General features: G+C 58.6%; 18 protein-coding genes. 5 read left to right on the top strand and 13 right to left on the bottom strand.

Going from position 1 to position 16,908, the window contains the following annotated elements:
* Positions 1 to 185 precede the first annotated feature (185 nt).
* Positions 186 to 1,100, bottom strand: coding sequence for a LysR substrate-binding domain-containing protein (locus ACZ89R_RS22050; RefSeq protein WP_429544576.1), 915 nt, complete (start codon positions 1,098 to 1,100; stop codon positions 186 to 188).
* A gap of 140 nt (positions 1,101 to 1,240) precedes the next feature.
* Between ACZ89R_RS22050 and ACZ89R_RS22045 the strand changes: the two genes are divergently transcribed.
* The 3 genes from ACZ89R_RS22045 to ACZ89R_RS22035 are packed head-to-tail and all read left to right on the top strand — an operon-like array spanning position 1,241 to position 3,302.
* A complete protein-coding gene (locus ACZ89R_RS22045) occupies positions 1,241 to 1,594 on the top strand; it encodes a hypothetical protein (protein WP_429544577.1) in 354 nt (117 codons plus the stop codon).
* Positions 1,594 to 2,520, top strand: coding sequence for a DMT family transporter (locus ACZ89R_RS22040; protein WP_429544578.1), 927 nt, complete (start codon positions 1,594 to 1,596; stop codon positions 2,518 to 2,520). Before ACZ89R_RS22045 ends, ACZ89R_RS22040 begins: the two co-directional genes overlap by 1 nt.
* Before the next feature lie 47 nt (positions 2,521 to 2,567).
* Positions 2,568 to 3,302 carry an autoinducer binding domain-containing protein gene (locus ACZ89R_RS22035; protein ID WP_429544579.1) on the top strand — a complete coding sequence of 245 codons (735 nt, stop codon included), beginning with the start codon at positions 2,568 to 2,570 and terminating at the stop codon, positions 3,300 to 3,302.
* Here the strand turns inward: ACZ89R_RS22035 and ACZ89R_RS22030 are convergent.
* The 10 genes from ACZ89R_RS22030 to ACZ89R_RS21985 form a co-directional block, all read right to left on the bottom strand.
* Positions 3,289 to 3,990, bottom strand: a complete 702-nt coding sequence (locus tag ACZ89R_RS22030; RefSeq protein WP_429544580.1) for a 4'-phosphopantetheinyl transferase family protein — start codon at positions 3,988 to 3,990, stop codon at positions 3,289 to 3,291. The genes ACZ89R_RS22035 and ACZ89R_RS22030 overlap by 14 nt on opposite strands.
* Positions 3,987 to 4,274 carry a hypothetical protein gene (locus tag ACZ89R_RS22025; protein ID WP_476241477.1) on the bottom strand — a complete coding sequence of 96 codons (288 nt, stop codon included), beginning with the start codon at positions 4,272 to 4,274 and terminating at the stop codon, positions 3,987 to 3,989. The genes ACZ89R_RS22030 and ACZ89R_RS22025 overlap by 4 nt, the downstream gene beginning before the upstream one ends.
* Before the next feature lie 94 nt (positions 4,275 to 4,368).
* Complete coding sequence (locus tag ACZ89R_RS22020) at positions 4,369 to 5,772, bottom strand: GNAT family N-acetyltransferase (protein ID WP_429544582.1); 1,404 nt, start codon at positions 5,770 to 5,772, stop codon at positions 4,369 to 4,371.
* 63 nt (positions 5,773 to 5,835) lie between these two features.
* Entirely contained in the window at positions 5,836 to 6,393 is a 558-nt protein-coding gene (locus tag ACZ89R_RS22015) for an RBBP9/YdeN family alpha/beta hydrolase (protein WP_429544583.1), read from the bottom strand.
* Positions 6,383 to 8,095 carry a chloramphenicol-biosynthetic FADH2-dependent halogenase CmlS gene (gene cmlS / locus ACZ89R_RS22010; protein WP_429544584.1) on the bottom strand — a complete coding sequence of 571 codons (1,713 nt, stop codon included), beginning with the start codon at positions 8,093 to 8,095 and terminating at the stop codon, positions 6,383 to 6,385. The genes ACZ89R_RS22015 and cmlS overlap by 11 nt, the downstream gene beginning before the upstream one ends.
* 15 nt (positions 8,096 to 8,110) lie before the next feature.
* A complete protein-coding gene (locus ACZ89R_RS22005) occupies positions 8,111 to 8,731 on the bottom strand; it encodes an LbetaH domain-containing protein (RefSeq protein WP_429544585.1) in 621 nt (206 codons plus the stop codon).
* Positions 8,728 to 10,095 (bottom strand): ANL family adenylate-forming protein, encoded by a 1,368-nt coding sequence (locus ACZ89R_RS22000; protein ID WP_429544586.1) that lies wholly within the window; start codon positions 10,093 to 10,095, stop codon positions 8,728 to 8,730. Before ACZ89R_RS22000 ends, ACZ89R_RS22005 begins: the two co-directional genes overlap by 4 nt.
* Positions 10,092 to 10,787 carry an SDR family NAD(P)-dependent oxidoreductase gene (locus ACZ89R_RS21995; protein ID WP_429544587.1) on the bottom strand — a complete coding sequence of 232 codons (696 nt, stop codon included), beginning with the start codon at positions 10,785 to 10,787 and terminating at the stop codon, positions 10,092 to 10,094. The genes ACZ89R_RS22000 and ACZ89R_RS21995 overlap by 4 nt, the downstream gene beginning before the upstream one ends.
* Position 10,788: 1 nt before the next feature.
* The gene (locus ACZ89R_RS21990; protein ID WP_429544588.1) at positions 10,789 to 11,673 is read right to left on the bottom strand and encodes a hypothetical protein; all 885 of its coding nucleotides are present in this window, start codon (positions 11,671 to 11,673) and stop codon (positions 10,789 to 10,791) included.
* Between the two features lie 26 nt (positions 11,674 to 11,699).
* The gene (locus ACZ89R_RS21985) at positions 11,700 to 12,008 is read right to left on the bottom strand and encodes a hypothetical protein (RefSeq protein WP_429544589.1); all 309 of its coding nucleotides are present in this window, start codon (positions 12,006 to 12,008) and stop codon (positions 11,700 to 11,702) included.
* Positions 12,009 to 12,233: 225 nt separating this feature from the next.
* Here ACZ89R_RS21985 and ACZ89R_RS21980 point away from each other — a divergent pair, with 225 nt between their 5' ends.
* Both ACZ89R_RS21980 and ACZ89R_RS21975 read left to right on the top strand, forming a co-directional pair.
* A complete protein-coding gene (locus ACZ89R_RS21980; protein WP_429544590.1) occupies positions 12,234 to 13,463 on the top strand; it encodes a cation:proton antiporter in 1,230 nt (409 codons plus the stop codon).
* A 47-nt stretch (positions 13,464 to 13,510) separates the two neighbouring features.
* Positions 13,511 to 15,904, top strand: coding sequence for a penicillin acylase family protein (locus ACZ89R_RS21975; protein WP_429544591.1), 2,394 nt, complete (start codon positions 13,511 to 13,513; stop codon positions 15,902 to 15,904).
* Here the strand turns inward: ACZ89R_RS21975 and ACZ89R_RS21970 are convergent.
* Positions 15,901 to 16,257 carry an alpha/beta fold hydrolase gene (locus ACZ89R_RS21970; protein ID WP_429544592.1) on the bottom strand — a complete coding sequence of 119 codons (357 nt, stop codon included), beginning with the start codon at positions 16,255 to 16,257 and terminating at the stop codon, positions 15,901 to 15,903. The genes ACZ89R_RS21975 and ACZ89R_RS21970 overlap by 4 nt on opposite strands.
* A gap of 79 nt (positions 16,258 to 16,336) precedes the next feature.
* Positions 16,337 to 16,555: an SDR family oxidoreductase gene (locus tag ACZ89R_RS21965; RefSeq protein ID WP_429544593.1), complete on the bottom strand. Its 219-nt coding sequence runs from the start codon at positions 16,553 to 16,555 to the stop codon at positions 16,337 to 16,339.
* Positions 16,556 to 16,908: the final 353 nt, after the last annotated feature.

Here is a 16,908-nt window from a genome sequence, read left to right as displayed (position 1 = left end):
ATTGCGGTGACTGTGCCGCTTTCCGGCGCAAAATTAATTCCTTTTTCCGGGTCGGTAACTTCGTCCGGCAGGGCGCCGCGCACTTCCAAGAGGCGAATCTTTGCGGCGCGTGCGCATCCCATCGCGTAGGTTCAAAGAGTTTTCCAAGGATTGAAAAGCAGAAAAGTGCGCTCAACACCTGCCCATCAGTACGCAGACCGCTGACGCACCTGCTCGACCTCTTGCAGATACAGTTCCACCTCCTCGACCAGCCATTCGGCAAACTGCTGCCGCTTGGCCTCGACGCGTTCGCGGTCTGGCAGCAGTAGCCAGTACGGATAGGCATACGGCACCGCGTACTCGCTCAACTGCACCAGCTCACCGCGCCCGATGGCGTCGTGCACCAGACTGCGGCGCACCAATGCAATACCCTGCTTGAGTCGCACGGCCTCCAGGACCAGGTTCGAATCGTTGCTGCACAACCCTTTACGCGTCACCTCGATGTCCAGCCCCGCTGCCTCACACCAGGGCTGCCACGAGTCCATGGTGAAAATGATCGGGCTCGCGACGATCTGTGCTGGCGTTTCAGGCAACTGCCCACCGTTGAAACCTGGGGCTGCAACAACAATCAACTCGTCGTGGAACATCATGAACTGTTGCACGTTATCCCAATCGCCCCGCCCCATGCGTACGCCGATGTCAATTGCCTCCTGAGCCAGGTTGGTCACGGCGAGACTGGCCTGCAAACGCACCGTGATATGCGGGTAACACGCCTGAAATCGACCAATGCGCGGCAGCATCCAGGAGAAGCCGAACGAAGGCATGACCGCAACCACCAACTCCGAGGCCTTGGGCTGCGCTTTAACCTGACGTGTCGCATCAGCGATGTTCTTCAACGACTCACGCACCTGCAGTGAGTACAACCGGCCGTCTTCAGTGACGCGCAAGGTGCGTCCCTCACGCACGAATAGCGTCACCCCCAACATCTCTTCCAGCACCTTGAGCTGCTGGCTGACAGCCGAGTGAGTGACGTGCAGTTCCGTCGCCGCCAGGGTGACACTGGACAAACGACTGACAGCTTCAAAGCTGCGCAGACAGCTGAGGGGTGGAATGACAGACATGTAAGCCTTACTAACAAATACTAAAAAAAATTACTGATATATTAAAATCATATGCCAACTTAATGTAAGCGTAGGTGCATTCACCACGGTTTTTTCAGGTATCGAACGCATCCCATCGACTTTTCCAGAAGGAAATCAGGATGCGTACATTATCGGTATCCTTCCGTACTAATCCCCAGGCATCACCAGACCGCGAGCCGGATTGGGTTTACATCCATCTGAGCTCGGCAGAGCTGATGTCGTTGCGCTTCAGTCAGGACATCATTGCTCGCTCGCTAAGCGGCAGTCATTGGGTGAGCTGGGAAGGTTGCGACCTGTTTCTGGAGCAGAACCAGACCCTCAGGTTGACCGCTGGCACAGCACTGATCGATGGCGCCGGTGTCTTGGAGATCGCCCTGGCTTCAGCGCCTGAGGAGTCAGTCAAACGCTTGGGAAAATGGATCGCGCCGTTCCTGCCGAGTTACGCCCAACCATTGCGGATTGAAATCCGCTGATGACCTTGTCAATGACTGCCGGCGCGACCGGCGCCCGCAGCCACCTGGGCTTTGCCGTCACTATCCTGGCGTCCACGTTTCTGATGGGTTCAAGCTTCGTGTCAGGCAAGGTGCTGCTCAATCAGGGTTTCGAACCCTTGATGCTGGTGGGCGCGCGGTTCCTCTTGGCTGCGCTGGCGACCTTGCCATTGGTGATGCTGGAAGGTCGTTCCTGGGCCGCTGCCCTGCTCCCCCGCCATCTGAACGCCCGACAAATGCTGGTGATCGCCGTCATTGGCCTCACCCAGACCGCCGCCGTGATGAGCCTGCTGTTCCTGGCGATGCGCCACGTTTCAGCCTCCACTGCCGCGATCCTGCTTTTTACCAACCCCGTGTGGGTTGCCGTGGGCAATCGGCTGCTCTTCGCGCAGCCGCTCAAGGCCATTCGCCTGTTCGGCCTGGTCATCGGCGTGATCGGAGTATCGCTGGCCGTTGGCGCCGACCTTGCGCAGGGCTCGCAGCCTGGCGCGTGGATCGGTGTGATCCTGGCGCTGGGTGCGGCCCTGAGCTGGGCCGCCGCGACCCTGATCATCAAGCGCAACCCACTGCCGGTCGGCACGTGGGCCTTAAGTTTCTGGCAAATGTTCATCGGCGCCCTGGGGGCGCTCACCTGCGCCGCCCTGACCGGCGAACAGTGGCCAGCCCACATCACGGCGCAACAGTGGGGCTGGTTTGTTTGGCTTGCCATACCGGCTTCGACCGGCTCGTTCGGGCTCTGGTTCGTTGCATTGAAACGAGCAGACGCAGCCAGCACTAGTAGCTTTCTGTTCCTGGCGCCATTGTTCGCGGTGCTGTTGTCCTGGGTCGTACTGAACACCCAACTCTCCATTTGGCAATGTTTTGGGGGGGGGCTGGTCGCGGCTTCGATATGGCTGATGAATCGTTGATCTGCACCCTCCGGGCTGAGCTGGCAATCACTAATAAGGAATGAAAGATGATTTCGCAAGCGCTTGAGCCCTTCCTGGACCTGCTTTGCATTACTACCAGCAGTGATCTGTTGGACTGTTTGAAAGAACGCGTGCTGCAGCTAGGCTTCAGCCGCTTTCAGCTGTGCCTGAGCCCAAGTAAAAACGCACACGTGCGCAACGAGCTGGTCATTGGCGATTACCCACAAGCCTGGCGCGACGCTTACGAACACGCGGGCTACGCCAAGATCGACCCCGTGCTGCTGCACTGCATGCAGAATGTCACGCCGATTGTCTGGACCGAGCAGCTGTACAGTTCACCGCAGCGACACAGCTTGCGTGCGCTGGCCCTGACGCACGGCCTCGAATATGGCGTGACCTTCGCACTGCACGGCCCGCAGGGCCAGTTCGGCACACTGAACCTCAATCTCCAGGCGAGTGACATTGACCAAGCGCAATCGCTGATCAGGCGTCAGATGGGAACACTGTTGATGTTCAGGGACGCTGCCCTGCAAGCAGCCTTGACCTTGGTGATGCCGGTGGTGCCGGTGGTGCCCCCTACCCTGATCAAGCTGACACGGCGTGAAAAGGAGGTACTGCGCTGGAGTGCATTTGGCAAAACCAGCTGGGAGATCTCGAATATCTGCAGTTGTTCGGAAGCCAACGTGGACTTTCACTTCAAGAATATTCGACGCAAGTTCAGTGTGACGACGCGTAGCGCCGCCGTTGTGCAGGCCCTGTCGATGCAGCTCATTCAGATCTGACGCAGCAAACCATCCCGCCAGGTGCTTTGCGCCAACTGAAATCAGGGTCAAACGACCACTCACCACACAATGCCAACAATGAGGGCGACAGATCGACTGTCACCGCCTCACCTGTGAGTGTGCCCACCCCTCCTGCCAGATTGAAGCTGTGCTGGTAAGGAGGGGCGGCACCATAAAGGCGACATAAGCACCGCGTATCCCCGCGAATCCCGGAACCGCGGTACTTGAGCAGGCTCTCGCGCCGTGTCCACAGCCAGACAAAGTCGGCTTCTTGCGAGCGGTTGTCGCGGCCCTGGAGCCAGTGGCGTTCGCTGTCGCAGAAGTATCGACGCACAGCACTGCGCCAGAATACCGGGGCGACGCCGTCCTCATAATCAAGGCCCAAACGGGATGGCCCCACAACCAGCAGGCCGAGATGCTGCGCGTAAGTCACGCTGGCGAACAGCGGCGGCTCGGTACAAACGCGTAACTGCCCCGTTGCTTCCTGCTCGATAACGACCTGCTGCGGGTCACAGTGCAGAAGCTCGGCTATCGTCAGGCGCAAGGCAACGCGAGCATTGATATAGCGGACACGTCGACGCTCGCACAAGGTCGCGGCATGCTGAAAGTGCCCCGCTTCCAACAGTGAATGCCAAACGGCATCAGCCTGTGCATGCACAGGGAAGATAACGAGCCGCGACGCGCTCACGCAGACTGTTCACGCAGGTTGTGACGGACTTGCAGTCGGGCGAAGAACAAGGCGTAAGCCCCCGCCAGGCTCAACACGGGGAGCAGAGTCAGCACCGGGTCTGGCGTGCCAATCATCATGTGTACGCTCAGCAGTACGACCGCATAGATCAGCATCGCTCCCCCTGCCACGCGTACTGCAACCGCCTGGCGTTGGCTGCTGCCGATCCGGCGACTGATGAATGCCGAGAACGCGAAGGTAGCCGCGAAACTGAGCAGCCACTGAGCAAGGGCTGATTGCGCCATGGCCGTCCAGGGCAGGTGACGGGCACAGAAGGCCACCCAACCGGCGTACAGGGTGGCGGACGCGATGGAGCTGACAAGCCTCACAACCGAAGGGCTAACGCATGAATTTCTTGAGCGCACGCGCAATCCCCCATTTGACCCGCATACGCATGGACGACACGCGAAATTGAGCTGCCAGGCTGGTTATCTGCTGACGATGAACACTGTGCTCGATGGTGGGACCAAAAACATACAGCCACTGTGGCAAATGCCAGTTTAGGCTGCTGAGCAGATGGCCAACATCGAAATACATCACGCGCACGGTTTCACCGCTGTACGGATGTTTTTTGGTGATCGGCAGGCATTGCGCACCTAACCGTGTATAAACCGGCACTAGGATCTCGATGGCATCCAGCACGATGTACCGGCTTTGCAGGTGCAGGGTGATCCTGCCTAGCTCGCGTAGTAATGCCAACATCACGCGGTGCCCGGCGTACTCGGGCAAAACGGCAACCCGGGACATCTCGACGAATCCCGCCGCCCACAACCAGTCTGGCAAGGGCGTCGACATTTCGACCTCGCATCTCTCCCGGTGGCCGCTGTTGACCACCACACGCCCTGCCCCCACACACTTGTTGCCCAGCCGCGCGCAGACCTGAATTGCGTAGGGGTCCCACTCGTCCCACAAGGCTTGCGGATCCTGCACGTCTTCCAGACGCCCATAGTGTCGGTTGGCAGCCAAGCGGCAGGCCAGCACCTCACCCAGTGCATTGGCCTCTTCGACAATGGCGACATTGATCAAGCGATCGACCGTCGAACATTTGCGCAGCGAAGCCGGCAGACTGTCAAACGTGAAGTGCCGATGCTGACACAGCAGCATCAAGGCAACGGCGCTGCTCGATGGCTTGTCCAGCACCCGGAAATGGCACAGGAAGTGACCCTGTTCCTCGAAACGCCCCAGCACCTGCACCCGCACGATGGCCAGGCCACTCCACGGACAGTTGAACTGCAGCTCAAGATCCATACCGGGCACGATCACGACATCCCGGTCCAATACCGCGAATACGCCCTTGAGCGGGCTGAGGTAATGCAGTTGTACTGTCAGGCGGCGATTGAACAGTACAGGGCTTCGCGCCGAGGCCTTGAGTGCCCCTTCGGCGCGCTCCCGCTCATCCAGATGAGCAGGCCTAAAACCGCTGCTCACCAGCTCCAGGCATGGTCGGTTATTGCTCGTCCACCGTCCCTGCATTTTCACCGGCACTACCGGGCGATGCAGGCACTGCTGGAAATATAGCGCCACGGTGACCGGCTCGGGGCTGAAGCTGTACGCCCCAGCTGGCAACTCAAGCACGCAATGTGCCTCGCCTTGAACCGCCAACATGGCCGGCACGCTGTGCCCCTCAAATCGGGCATGCACCGGTATACGGTGGCACTGCCCCTGCGCTACCCCTTGAATCAACGGCAATAATGTGGCCCCAAGCTCATCGCCCGGCAGCAGAGACGCAGCACTAGCTGACATAGCATCGTCCTGATGGATAAACGAAACGCAGGCCGCCATGGGCGACCTGTGTGCAATCGTCACTCAGTAGCTCAGTGACCGCGCGAAGGATTGCAGGAGGTTGTACCCCTGATCCCAGTAGCCCAACTGTGACTTACCATTGATGTGGCCCAACTCGCCGAGGTTCGCGCATGCGCAACCCAGCTTGCGCGCACTGCGTTGTGCGTAGACAAGATCACCGTAGGGGTCGTTTTCGCTGGTGATCACCGTGATCGGAAAATCAATGGCCAGTTGGTCGGCCGGTCGGAAACCTCGGGCCTCTGCCGGGAACTGGGCACTATTGGGGTTCGGCACGGCAACCAGAAACGCCCCCCGCACAAGGTCCGAGCGATAGCGCGCCGCCCACTCCAGCAACAGCAGGCAACCCAGGCTGTGGGCGACGACCACCACCGGCCGCTGCTGGCGGGACAGCAGTAACTGTAAGTCGGCTACCCATTCCTCGCAGTCGGGGTTATCCCAGTCGCGGTGCTCCAGCCACAATGAATCAGGATGCTCGGTCCTCCAGAGTCGCTGCCAGTGGGTGTCGCCGGAGTTGCCGACACCCGCCAAGAACAACAAGTTGAACGCCTCGTCACACTTCATATTCGACACCTACCCCATCGAAGCGCAGACGATCCTGCACCAACACTTTCTGCCCTTGCTTGTCGAAACCATCGAGCAACCCGGCCTCCATCAGGCGGATAACGAACTGCGACGAGTTCACTTCACCCACCTCGTTGAGGCGCACCATCAACTCCTTGTAGCCGAAGTTCTGTTCGTTGAGGTCCTTGAACAACTTCACCAGGGCGTCGCTCACGGTGTACTTGGTCATGTCCTTGCCGGCACCGTTGGAGAGGATCTGCTTGAGGCTCAGCTTGAAGCTCAGTGGCTCGATCTTGAAATAGTCGGCGGTCTCGACCTGATCGCCTAACCAGCTGAAACTGACAATGCGGTTCAGTTGCTTGGTCAAGTCGGAGATCCAGCGAACACGGGCCGGGTTCAGCTCGGCGTCCATGAACTCGTCGGTCAACCCATCGCGCTGGTGCCGGCCGATGGCGATCATGGTCGAGGCGCGGTCCTTGAAATCACCAATCTGAGGGCGATTCTGTTTTTCGCCGTTGACCAGCTGCTCAAACCACTCTTTGCGCTTCAAGCGCTCGTCAGCCGACTCGCTAATGCGGCGCTTGGTCCAGAACTCGGACGCCGGTTCAGTGAACGAGGCAAAGGTGTAGAAGGACGCCAGAAACTCGTGGTACTGGTTGTAGGTCTCGCTGTAGCTGCGGTTGTACCAGGCATGCACCTTTTCGCTCTGCTCGGGGTGCTGCATCAGGTAGTCGATGCTGCTGGCGGCGCTGACTGCCGACTGCGAGGCCAGGTGCACCCCCTGGGAGAACAGTGGGTCGGTGAAGCAGGCCGAATCGCCGCAGAGGAAAAAGCGGTTGCGGGAGAAGCATTTGGTCTCGTAGGACCAGTCACGCACCAGCTTCACGTCCTCCGAACGCTCTACACCGTTGAGGATCGACAGGGCGCGCTCGCTCTTGGCCAGGGTCTTGTCATAGAACGCATTCAGCCCCATGGCCTTGATGTCGGCCAACTTGCTCTGGTCGACAATGGTGCCCACGCTGTAGATACCGTCCTTGAGCGGGATCATCCAGATCCAGCCATCTTCGAAGGTAATCGAGAAGGTGGTGCCATTGAGGTCGTTCTTGAACGGGTCCGGCGTCTTGAAGTACGACCACAGGGCCACGCTCTTGTAGAACTCGTCGTACTCGCGCAGATCAAGCTTGCGCACCAGCGGGCTGTTGCTACCCGAGGCGTCGATCAAGTAATCGGCAGTGAACTCGCTGGTCTCGTCCTTGTGTCGTACCGTCACGCTGACCTTGTCGGCATGCTCGGTGTCCACATCGATGACAGCGGCCTCCTCGAACACACGCACGCCGCGCTCGCGGCAGGTGTCGAGCAGCATCTGGTCAAAGTCCGAGCGCAGTACCTGGATGGCGTGGTCAAACACCCAGTCTTCGGTCTTGGGCGTATTGAAGGAGAAGGTCCACGGCGCTTCGGTCTTGCCCCACAGGAAGGTGGCGGAAGGCTTGAGCACGTAGCCCGCCTGCTCGATCTTGTCGCTCAATCCCAGGCGATGCAGGATCGACAGTGTGCCAGGCAGGAAGGACTCGCCCACACGGTAGCGGGGGAACTTCTCTTTCTCGAACACCGTCACCTGGTGCCCAAGCTTTTGCAAAGTCAACGCTGCGATGCTGCCAGCTGGACCACCGCCCATGATAATGACGTGTGCAGACTTGTTCATGCGGGTACTACTCCTTTAGACCAGTTGAAGGATTTTCTGGCGGGCTGTGGATGTGCAATGCGAATGTGCCGGGATGCACTCGCTGAGGGTGCAACCGGCTTGAACCGTTACATCGTCTTCAATCACCGTCTGGGGCGTGACCACCGTACTGAGCCCTATGAAGCATCGACTGCCGAGGGTGATGCTGTTGCCCGCATTGAAATGCGGTGACAGGAAATTGTTGTCGCCCAGTTGCGAGTGGTGACCCACGCTGCAGTGGTAATTGATCATGTTCCAGGAGCCTATCCGGGTATTGATACCCAGATGGCAATCGGCGGCGATGACATTGCCGCGACTGACACGCAGGTCCAGCCGATGGCGGACGGAGGGGTGAATAAAGTTGGGTACCGACAAGCGACCATCGCTGAAATACGCGTCAATCAGCGTCTGGCGCAGGGCAATATCGGCAACACCCAGAACGTAGCGGTAACGGTTTTCCAGGCCCTGCGCGGGCCACGGCCCGGCTGGGGCGACGTTGCCCTCGACCTCACCCTGCACCGCCAGGTGGCGCACTACTGCCGACGGCTCGATGTCTTGCAGGTAGGTCGCCAACTCCAGCGCAAAGCGCCCTGCGCCGAGGATTACGATATCGCTCATGAGGCCACCGCCCGGGTTTTCTTGAAGCGGTTGGAGAAGGCGATTTCGTCGACCTTATTGACCTTTACGGGTAATTTGTAGGCCTCCAGGCAACTGCCCAGATGCTCAAGTACATGCTGCTTGAGGGCCTTCTTGCACTCGACGCCTGTGGCCATGACATCCATGTGCACAGCTTGGCCGGTGATTGCGTTGGGCATGCCGTACACGACGCAATCGTCGATCAGCGCGCTGCGCAGCATCACGTCCTCGATCTCGGTGGGCAGCACCTTGAGCCCCCCCACGTTAATCAGCTCCTTTTGCCGCCCCTGGATGCGCAGGTAGCCTTCTTCGTTCTGCTCCACCAGGTCGCCGGTGCGGAACCAGCCGTCTTCGGTGACGTTATCGGTGTCCTGGTTCAGGTAACCGACGAACTGGCTCCGAGTCTTGAGCTGCAACTCGCCGTCGACAATGCGGAATTCGGTGTTCGCATCGGCCAGTTTGAAGAAGGTGCTGGCCGAGGACTGGCTGACCGTTGCACTGATACCGGTTTCGCTGGTGCCGAATGTTTGCAGCATCTTGGCCTTGGGAAACGCCTGCTGAACCCTCTTTAGCAGGCTTTGCTGCATGCTTTCCGTGCCATAGGTAATCAGCCGCACCGACGACAGGTCGTGCTGTTCGTGATGCCTCCCCATGAGGATCAGGTTGAGAAAGGTGGGGCTGACCGGCACCACCTTGACCCCATGCCGCGCGATCAGTGCGCAGATTGCCTCGGGGGCCCGATCAACCGGCATCACCGCGCACCCACCGACCGCCAGAGTGTTGAGCAGCGAGTTCAAACCGCCAATGTGGTCAAACAGCAGGAACATCAAAATCGACATGGGCTTCTTGCGCTCCTTGCCCAGCTTGGTGTCGATCAGGTCATCCAGGTCGTGCAGGATCGCTTTGGGCGCGCCGGTGCTGCCGCTGCTCAGCAACACTAGGCCTGCCCGGCCTTTCTCACGCAGGGCGTTGTAGTACGCGGGGCTATCATCGGCTGCCAGCGGTGCCCACGCGTGATGGACCCAGGCATCGTCGACAATCTCGACGCGGTGCTGACAGCGTGCGGCGCCTTGCAAGGTCAGCAGGGCACGCTCACTGAGATCCACCAGCGGCGCGACAATGTTGCGATTCAGGTACATGGCCAGCAACGCGGCGACGGCAGACACGCCGTAATCACTGTTGAGAATCACGGCATCGCCCGGCTTAATACCCTGATCGACCAGCCAGGCAAGGCACTGTTGCACCTTGGCATGCAGTTCCCCGTAAGTGCACAGTTGTTCGCCGTACAACAAGGCCGTGCGCTGTGCAGGTTCGGCCAGCGTTGCCAGCAAGGCTTCGCGGCTCATTGCACACCGCCCAGGCAAAGGGTTTCGCCGGTCACAAACGCCGACTGGCTGGAGATGAGAAACTTCAATGGCCCGATCAGGTCGGCAAACACACACGGCCTGGCAATTGTCTGGCGCTCAATCATCTTCTGTTTGATCTCTTGAGGAAGTGTGCGAGTCAAGGAACTCCGGTACAGCGGCAGCACCAAGTTATTGACGCGAATGCCAAAGCCGGAAAGTTCCTTGCTCAATGTCCGTGTCAGTTGTTCGACGGCGGCCTTGCTGGCGGCATATATCGACTGACCAGGAATGGCCCAGTGCGTCGCCACGGTGGAGATGTTCACGATGACACCCGGGCGCTCGTTCTTTTGCATCAACTTGACGGCTTCACGGGTAACATTCATCAGCCCGAATACATTGCTGGCAAATATCCCCTGAACCGTTTCGGCCGGGGTCAGCTGGAACGGCGCCATATTCGCTTCACCCGCGTTATTGATCAGCACATCCAAATGCGCATGGTTTAAGCGGATATGTTTGATCATCTTCCTTACTGCACTGGCGTCATTCAGATCCAGGCAGAAGTGCGTGTACCGTTCATGCTCTATTGAGCCTTCGCCACGACTACAGCCCACGACCACATGGCCCTGTTCGAGAAAGTACAACGCCGCTTCTTTACCCACACCTTTGCGGGTGCCTGTCAGCAATATAATCATGTCAATGCAACTTATATCCGATGAGTAACGGCAGGCTATAAAGTGGTTTTATCCGTGTTGTTGCCAAACTGCCCGAGGCGGGCTTTACCAGCGACGGTACTTCGCGCTTGATCACCCGCGTGCCGCTCAGGGAGAACCCGGCCAGTTCCTCGGCATTGCTCACCAGGCATTGCACCCGCATACGCAGGCACAAGGACAATCGCCAGCTGTCGAGGCTGCGCGCAAACAACGCCGGGTTGCCGATATAGAGCACCCGACCGATCGGTTCGAACCAGCGCCGAGTCATACGCTTCACAATCAGGTAGCAGGACTCTGAGGTCTGCGAATCGACAATCATCAGGTGCCGGCACTCAAGCTCGGCGTGGTCCTGGAAGACCACGGATTCTTGCTCATTCAACCAGCCCCCGACCCGATGAATGTCGGTTTCCAGGCAATAGCGTCGGCGCATTTTCAGTGGGTTGGGGAACGGGTACATCAGCAGCAACTCGGTTTCCAGATCGGTAAAACCGAACTTCTTGCTGATCTCATACACGTCGGGTGTGGGCGTGTAGTTGAGCAACGTCACTTTGCGCATCGACAATACCGGCAGCAGCAACTTCAGGCTTTCCTTGCGGTACTCGGCCTGCACATACCAACTGTGCAGTTCGCAGAAACGCTGCTGGCCGTTACAAGGCTGGGTGGTAAACAGCAAACCGAGAAAGCCGACCACCGTGTCGCCATCGAGCATCACATAGCCGAAGTAATCCTCACCGCCAGACCACACATCGGCAAACATGCGTTTGCGCACATTTACGCCAATCCAGTTGGAGTTCAATGTGGACTCGCGCAACAACTTGCACACGGGGTACATATCACCGCTAAGCGCTCTACGAACGGTCACGTTCACGTTATTGCTCCCTGCGTGGCGCTCGTTCAGGCAGACGCCAACAACGGCGCCTGCTGCTCGGCAACAATAAAGTCAATCAAACAGGCCACACTGCTGAACGGGCTGATGGTTTGTGACACTGCCTTTTCCGAGGTCAACGAAATTTCAATTTCAAGTTCGTCATCCAGCCCCTCTTCCACCGCGGCGAGAAAACTAACCAGCTGCATAGAATCGAATACACCCGTGGCACCATAAAGTGCCAACGTGTCGATACTGTGCAAATCAATCTTTTCTTTACGCGTGGCATTAACTTCAATCAGCGCTGTATGAATGATGGTAAATATCGCGTCTCTCATAATCGACCTTCTAGATTATTACTCAGCATGAGTCGGGCGCGGTTAAAAGCCGTACCACAACGGTAGTGAGCAAAATCTAACAGGTTCATCTCGACAAAAAAAACTATCAGATCAGGTAGTTTTTTAACGCTGAGCGCTCCGCTAAGATCCAGCGCCAACCTGCAAGCACGCGATAAATAGACGCTTGCGGCAGCGCGCCTTCCTCTCTCTGAACAAGGTAACCACATGCTCTTCCTGCAAATCGTTTTTATAATATTAACGGCCAAGGTTGCGGGTGCCTCGCTCAAAAAGTTAGGGCAGCCGGAAGTGGTTGGCGAAATGATCGCCGGTTTTGTATTGGGCCCCTTAGTTCTCGGCTTCTTCTTTCCCGGCGCTCACCATGCACTGTTTCAGGGCGACGCTGTTACACAACTAAAAGTACTCAGCGACTTGGGCATTCTGCTGTTTATGTTTGTCGTCGGCGCCGAATTCCGAATGCCTGAACAGCGCTCCCCTTTCGCCCAGGGCAAAGTGTTGCTGGTTGCCGGTTGCGCCATTGCCCTGCCCTTCGCTCTGGGGATCGCGATCACCCCCCTTCTCTACAGCACCTTCGCGCCTGTCGGCACCCCCCACCTGGGCTTTAACCTGTTTATTGCGACGGTGTTTTCGGTCACTGCATTTCCGGTACTGGCGCGCATTCTCAAGGAGCGGCAGATGCTCGACAGCGAAGTCGGCGCCCTCTCGCTGATGGCCGCCGCCGTGAGTGATGTCTGCGCCTGGGTGTTGCTGGCCATCACGGCGATGAGCTTGCAACTTGATCGCCAATGGCAGGACCTGGCCTTGAGGCTGTGTGGCCTGGTGGCGTTGTGCGCAGCCTCTTTCTGGTGCGTCCGCCCGCTACTGAGTCGGTGGATCGCCCATCTTGAGGGCACGAACACCCTGACCTTGCTGGCGGTACTGCTGTGTGGCGCCCTGATCTACGGCAGCATCACCGAATGGTTGCAAGTACATGCGGTGTTCGGCGCCTTCCTCTTCGGCGCTTGCTTGCCGCGGGACCAACGGCTGCTGAACATGTTGGTCGAACGCGTGGAACACATCGCGGTCATCGTGCTGATGCCCAGCTTCTTCGCCCTGGCCGGGCTCAATACCACCGCCGCAACGTTCTCCGGGGTCGGTGTCAGCCTGCTGGGCCTGGTGTTGCTGGTGGCAATTATCGGGAAACTGCTGGGCGGTGCACTGGGTGCTCGCTTCGCCGGTTATTCGACACCGGTTGCCATGCGTGTCGGGGTGCTGATGAACGCCAGAGGCCTGATGGAACTAGTGGTGCTGAAAATCGGCCTCGACCTAGGGATCATCGGCAAGGAGCTCTTTACCCTCTTTGTCATCATGACCGTCGTGACGACGGTCATGACCGGCCCCTTGCTCAACGTGCTGGACAGGCTGCGCTTCGCTCGCCAAAGGCTGGACATGCAATGACAGCCATCAACGTTTCGTTACCCGCCACTCCCGTTGCAAGATCGCGCATGTTCAAACGTATTGGCGTTTTTCTTATTGCAGTGTTGCTGATCTGCGCTGCCGGCGTCGCCATCTACCTCTATGGCAAACAACCGCAGCGCCAGGGCCTGGCCAACCTGCCAGGGCTACAGTCGCCGGTAAACGTGCATTTCGATGAGCGTGGCGCACCCCATATCGCTGCGGGCAGCGAGCCGGATGCGTACCGTGCCTTGGGTTACGTGCATGCCCAGGACCGCTTGTTCCAGATGGAGATGCTGCGCCGTCTGGCCCGCGGCGAACTGGCCGCGGTACTGGGCAGTAAGCTGCTACCCACCGACAAACTCTTTCGGACCCTGCGTATCCGTGAGCAGGCGGACTGGCAGGTCGCGCACGCCGATCACAACAGCCCCGCATGGCATGCCTTGCAGGCATATCTGGAGGGCATCAACGCCTATCAGCTGCAGGCCCCACGCCCCGTGGAGTTCGACCTGCTTGGTATTGAAAAAAGACCGTTCACTGCGCAGGACGTTTATAGCGTGGTCGGCTACATGGCCTACAGTTTTGCCGCAGCATTTCGTACCGAACCCTTGCTGACCTACGTCAGGGATACCCTGGGTGAGCCCTACCTGGCCATTTTTGATCGCAGTTGGAATCCCAACGGAGCCCTTGCCAGCCAGACATTGAACGCTGCCGACTGGAAGTCGATGGCCGCGCTGGCGCGGCTTAGCGAACAGGCCGTGAGCAATGCCGGGCTGCCGCAAATGGAAGGCAGCAACGCCTGGGTCATTTCCGGCCAGCGCACGCAAAGTGGCAAGCCGCTGTTGGCGGGTGACCCGCACATCCGCTTTTCCGTGCCGTCGGTGTGGTACGAAGCCCACCTCAACGCACCCGGTTTCGAACTCTACGGCGACTATGAAAGCCTGGTGCCGTTCGCCTTGCTCGGGCACAACAACGATTTCGCCTGGACCCTCACCATGTTCCAGAACGACGACATCGACCTGATTGCCGAAACCACCAACCCCGACAATCCCGATGAAGTCTGGTATCAGGGGCACTGGGTAGCCCTAGAGGAAGAACAGCAGCGGATTGACGTGCGTGATGCCGAACCCGTCGTGCTGCGCCTGCGGCGCTCCCCCCACGGCCCGATCATCAACGATGCGCTGGGCGAGAATGCCCCCGGTCGGCCCATCGCGCTCTGGTGGTCGTACCTGGACGGCGCCAACCCTGTGGTGGATGCGTTCTATCAACTCAACCGCGCCAACACACTGGACAAGGCCCGCGCGGCGGCTTCCCTGATCAAGGCCCCCGGGCTCAATGTTGTGTATGCCAATGCCCAAGGCGACATTGCCTGGTGGGCCGCCGCGGGATTGCCCAAGCGTGCCCCGCAAGTCACCCCGGACTTCATCCTTGATGGCAGCACCGACCAGGCTGATAAGTTCGGCTACTACCCGTTCAGTGCCAACCCCCATGAAGAAAACCCGGCCAGGGGTTACATCGTCTCCGCCAACGCCCAACCCGTCTCACCCGACGGCACGGTGATACCGGGCTACTACAACTTGTCCGACCGCGGTCAACGCTTGAACCAGCAATTGGGCCTGGACGGTCAGTGGAGTATCGAGAAGAGCAAGCAGTTGCAGCTTGATACCCAGACCGGCTATGCCCAGCGAGTGTTGCAACCGCTGCTGCCGATACTGCGCGCTGCGATTGACGATCCGCTACAACGACAGTGGTTGGAGGGGCTCGCGCAATGGCAAGGCGATTACCCGCTGGACTCGATCAACGCCACGCTGTTCAACCAGTTCCTCTATGACCTCAGCTATGGCGCCTTGCACGATGAACTGGGCGATGTGATGTTCCAGAACCTGCTGGCCACCCGCGTGCTGGATGCTGCGTTGCCGCGTCTGGCTGCCGACGAGCATTCGCCGTGGTGGAAGGACAGGACACAACCTGAGGTGCAGCAGCGGGCTGATGTCGTCGTTCGTGCCTGGAACACCAGCATCGCGCATCTGCGCGACACCCTGGGCAACGACTCCGCGCAGTGGCAATGGGGCAAGTCGCATCACCTGACACAGATGCACCCGTTGGGCAGTCAAAAGCTATTGGCACCACTGCTCAACGTAGGCCCTTACTCAGTGCCCGGGAGCCACGAAGTGCCGAACAATTTTTCCGCACCGCTGAGCGCGGCGCCCTGGTCGGTCACCTACGGCCCCTCGACGCGTCGGGTGATCGACCTGGCGATGCCGGACAAGGCGGTGGGGATACTTCCAGTGGGTCAAAGCGGTGTTCCGTTCAACAGCCACTATCAGGACCAAGCCCTGCCCTTCGTGCAAGGCGAGTATCAAGCACTGCACTTTTCACCGACGGACATTGCCCGGTACACGAAAAGCACTCTGCAGTTGATGCCCGCGCCTGAAGTTCGCTAGGCCAGCGCCGACTGTTGTTCGAGTTGCACGAGGATCCCGGCCACACGTTGCGCAAAACCGGCCGGGTCTTCCAGCATCATCAAGTGGCCGGTGTCGGGCATCACGGTCAGGCCATGGCTTGCAGACCGGGCCCACGCTGGAATATCCCAACCTGCCGCCGATCGCTCACCCGCCAGCAGGTGCACCGGCGTTTGTTCAAACAAACGCTGCAATTGCTGCGGGTAGTCCGACGCACCGGTAATCGCCACGACGGACTGCGCCATCGCCTGGAGCGTGCCTGCCGGTTGATGCTCAAGCCATACCTGCGCACGCTTGAGCAGTACCTCGTCGGCCTCAAGCCCGGCTCTTGCCAACCAGGTCTGCGGTAATTGCTGCGCGGTGAAAGGAAAAAATCCGTCACATTGGTCACATCGTCGAAGGTGCCAAAGCGCTTCAGCGATTGTTGCGCCAGCAGGTCTTCATTTTTTGTGCAGGGATGACCCGCGTCAGATCGGTATCGATCGGTGTAGGGCCCACGGCATTGACGGTAATGCCAAAGCTGGCCTGCTCCTTGGCCATCACACAGGTCAGGGTTTCCACGGCGGCTTTGGACGCGGCATACAGTGCTTCGCCTTCCAGCTTCAACGGTTTGGCCACTGTGGAAAAATTCACGATGCGTCCCTGGCGCCCGGCTCGCATGAGCTTTGCCGCCTATCGGCTGAGCAGGAAAGTGCCCAGCACATTGGTTTCAATCTGTTCATCATCACTGAGCACGATGTCTTGCGAACTCATAGCACAACCCCACGTCCTGGCTGACTATGGAAGAGTAGCTCAAATAGAAAATATATTTTTGAGACAGAACACTAGTAGGTACATATCTGGGCAAATTGTTATCAACCCTATCCAGTAAGGTTAGTCTATGCGACAGTTAAATATTGCTTCGGCAAACAACAATTTTGCTGGAGTTGAATGCAGAAATTTTCAAAAATTGCAGCAAAAGCCACTACAAGGCGACTGAATGAGAA

This window comes from Pseudomonas sp. TE3728, assembly GCF_056279145.1.
Note: the sequence above shows the minus strand (reverse complement) of the source record. Positions and strands in the feature narration are given on the sequence as shown.

Excerpts from the sequence above, each read along its gene's own strand:
- ACZ89R_RS22050 (WP_429544576.1), bottom strand. The coding sequence starts at position 1,100 with ATGTCTGTCATTCCACCCCTCAGCTGTCTGCGCAGCTTTGAAGCTGTC.
- ACZ89R_RS22045 (WP_429544577.1), top strand. The coding sequence starts at position 1,241 with ATGCGTACATTATCGGTATCCTTCCGTACTAATCCCCAGGCATCACCA.
- ACZ89R_RS22040 (WP_429544578.1), top strand. The coding sequence starts at position 1,594 with ATGACCTTGTCAATGACTGCCGGCGCGACCGGCGCCCGCAGCCACCTG.
- ACZ89R_RS22035 (WP_429544579.1), top strand. The coding sequence starts at position 2,568 with ATGATTTCGCAAGCGCTTGAGCCCTTCCTGGACCTGCTTTGCATTACT.
- ACZ89R_RS22025 (WP_476241477.1), bottom strand. The coding sequence starts at position 4,274 with ATGGCGCAATCAGCCCTTGCTCAGTGGCTGCTCAGTTTCGCGGCTACC.
- ACZ89R_RS22020 (WP_429544582.1), bottom strand. The coding sequence starts at position 5,772 with ATGTCAGCTAGTGCTGCGTCTCTGCTGCCGGGCGATGAGCTTGGGGCC.
- ACZ89R_RS22015 (WP_429544583.1), bottom strand. The coding sequence starts at position 6,393 with ATGAAGTGTGACGAGGCGTTCAACTTGTTGTTCTTGGCGGGTGTCGGC.
- cmlS (WP_429544584.1), bottom strand. The coding sequence starts at position 8,095 with ATGAACAAGTCTGCACACGTCATTATCATGGGCGGTGGTCCAGCTGGC.
- ACZ89R_RS22005 (WP_429544585.1), bottom strand. The coding sequence starts at position 8,731 with ATGAGCGATATCGTAATCCTCGGCGCAGGGCGCTTTGCGCTGGAGTTG.
- ACZ89R_RS22000 (WP_429544586.1), bottom strand. The coding sequence starts at position 10,095 with ATGAGCCGCGAAGCCTTGCTGGCAACGCTGGCCGAACCTGCACAGCGC.
- ACZ89R_RS21995 (WP_429544587.1), bottom strand. The coding sequence starts at position 10,787 with ATGATTATATTGCTGACAGGCACCCGCAAAGGTGTGGGTAAAGAAGCG.
- ACZ89R_RS21985 (WP_429544589.1), bottom strand. The coding sequence starts at position 12,008 with ATGAGAGACGCGATATTTACCATCATTCATACAGCGCTGATTGAAGTT.
- ACZ89R_RS21980 (WP_429544590.1), top strand. The coding sequence starts at position 12,234 with ATGCTCTTCCTGCAAATCGTTTTTATAATATTAACGGCCAAGGTTGCG.
- ACZ89R_RS21975 (WP_429544591.1), top strand. The coding sequence starts at position 13,511 with ATGTTCAAACGTATTGGCGTTTTTCTTATTGCAGTGTTGCTGATCTGC.